Origin of the sequence: Acinetobacter sp. YH12145 (assembly GCF_013418335.1) — a bacterium.
Classification (GTDB): Bacteria; Pseudomonadota; Gammaproteobacteria; order Pseudomonadales; family Moraxellaceae; genus Acinetobacter; species Acinetobacter amyesii.
The window spans coordinates 1-1,707 of sequence record NZ_VPCE01000029.1 but is presented as its reverse complement, the minus strand read 5'-3'; the positions used below and the strand labels follow the sequence as shown (position 1 = coordinate 1,707).

Below are 1,707 nucleotides of genomic sequence, written 5' to 3'. Positions count from 1 at the left end.
TTTCAAAGCCTCTTTTCCCTGATTACAGCTCCCTTTTGATTTATCCAGTTAATTTTTAGGCTTTGCCGACACAATGAAAATAACTGTGAGCAATGACGACGACGACGAGCTACGAGGAGGAGGAGGAAGCGCGATTGTTTTTATTATTCTCCTGACTTAATATAATCCAAGAAATAGAACAAAAAACATCCAATACCCACTACTTTACAGTGGGGGTTAGAAAGAAAACTGTGAATACCCCCACTAATAAGATGGGGGTAACGGTATCCGATCCATGACGGAATTAACTTCCAAAACAGAAATGGAAGTTAAAATTAACTTCCAAACTAAAAATATTTCCCATAAAAAAAACCGACCATATTGATTTATGATCGGCTTTAGTTTTATATTGGGTGCACGGTTATTAATTACTGATAATAATTAATAACGAAAGTTATATGAGCTACCAACTCGATATAAGATTCAAGATTAAATCTCCGTGCTGTTATATGATTATAACGTTCGTAGAATTAAAATAAATCCCTCTTTCGTTCTTAATCCGTTCAAATAATTAATTTCCGTCCTTAATGTGGGTGGGAGGTACAGTGACGCCAGCGCATTTTAGGTTTAAGTCTGCTACTGGGGGATCTGAACAAAGCAGACAACGGCATGAGTAGTCATAAAACGCTGATCGTGAGTATATTGGGGTAATCCCTTGCGGTGATCATTAAAAGGCGTTTATAGGCGGTTTTGGACGTGTTCAGGGGGTGACGTAAGCCCTAACCAAAACAAGCGCAGCATTACGCTGTGATGCGCTCCTGTGAAGCGATGGCTCGGCTCCGTAGTGATGCCTTACATTGTTCGGGTGATACTGCTTAGGGTGCTTTTAGTGCTCTAGGGTGAGTATTCCCTGATCTTCTCCAACTCTCACCATAATGATAAGTCACTAATACTTGAATATTTAATTAAATAGAGTTTTTTTAAATGAAAAATATTGAGATAAATCAAACAGTTGAACACTTAAAAGATTTGTTAGGCAAAAAAGTTTCATATAGTATTTGTTTGGGTGGAATAACTTATCAAAGTGATGGTGAGGTTACTTCGGTTGTTTTACATCTTCATGGTGATCATGAGTTTTCTGTAGATGATGGGGATTATTATTCTTTTTCCGAATTGACAGAATTTCAGGTTTTAGATGATCGCTCTATTGTGGACGCTGCTTTTACTGGTCTTATAACGGATAACAAGGATTTTATTGATTCCTTGTCGAAGTGAGGACGGTGGCAGGCTGAGGGCTCGCAAGCTGCACCGCCCGCAACGATGACAATAAGCAAGCCTACCTGTATATACAGGACTTGTAAGGGGTTCGACCCCTTAGACCCCAAAGGGCGCACTTAGCCATTTGATTTCATCCAACGGCAGTGCTCCCACCAGTAAACAAGTTTTTATCTGATTTGCTTGAATTTCAGCTTTTAGCTACAAGTTAGTTATATATCCCCTGTTTACAATGCCCTTTATCTACGTTTTGGGCATTTTTTTATTTATGGGGTGTTTGGGGGTGTTATAGAGCGAATGTCTATGAGCGAACGGACGTAATTTAATTTCAAAGCCTCTTTTCCCTGATTACAGCTCCCTTTTGATTTATCCAGTTAATTTTTAGGCTTTGCCGACACAATGAAAATAACTGTGAGCAATGACGACGACGACGAGCTACGAGGAGGAGGAGGA

1 protein-coding gene is annotated in these 1,707 nt (G+C 39.5%); it reads left to right on the top strand.

What is annotated here, in order from left to right:
- Window positions 1-963: 963 nt before the first annotated feature.
- Entirely contained in the window at window positions 964-1,254 is a 291-nt protein-coding gene (locus FTU80_RS16280) for a hypothetical protein (protein WP_180086118.1), read from the top strand.
- Window positions 1,255-1,707: the final 453 nt, after the last annotated feature.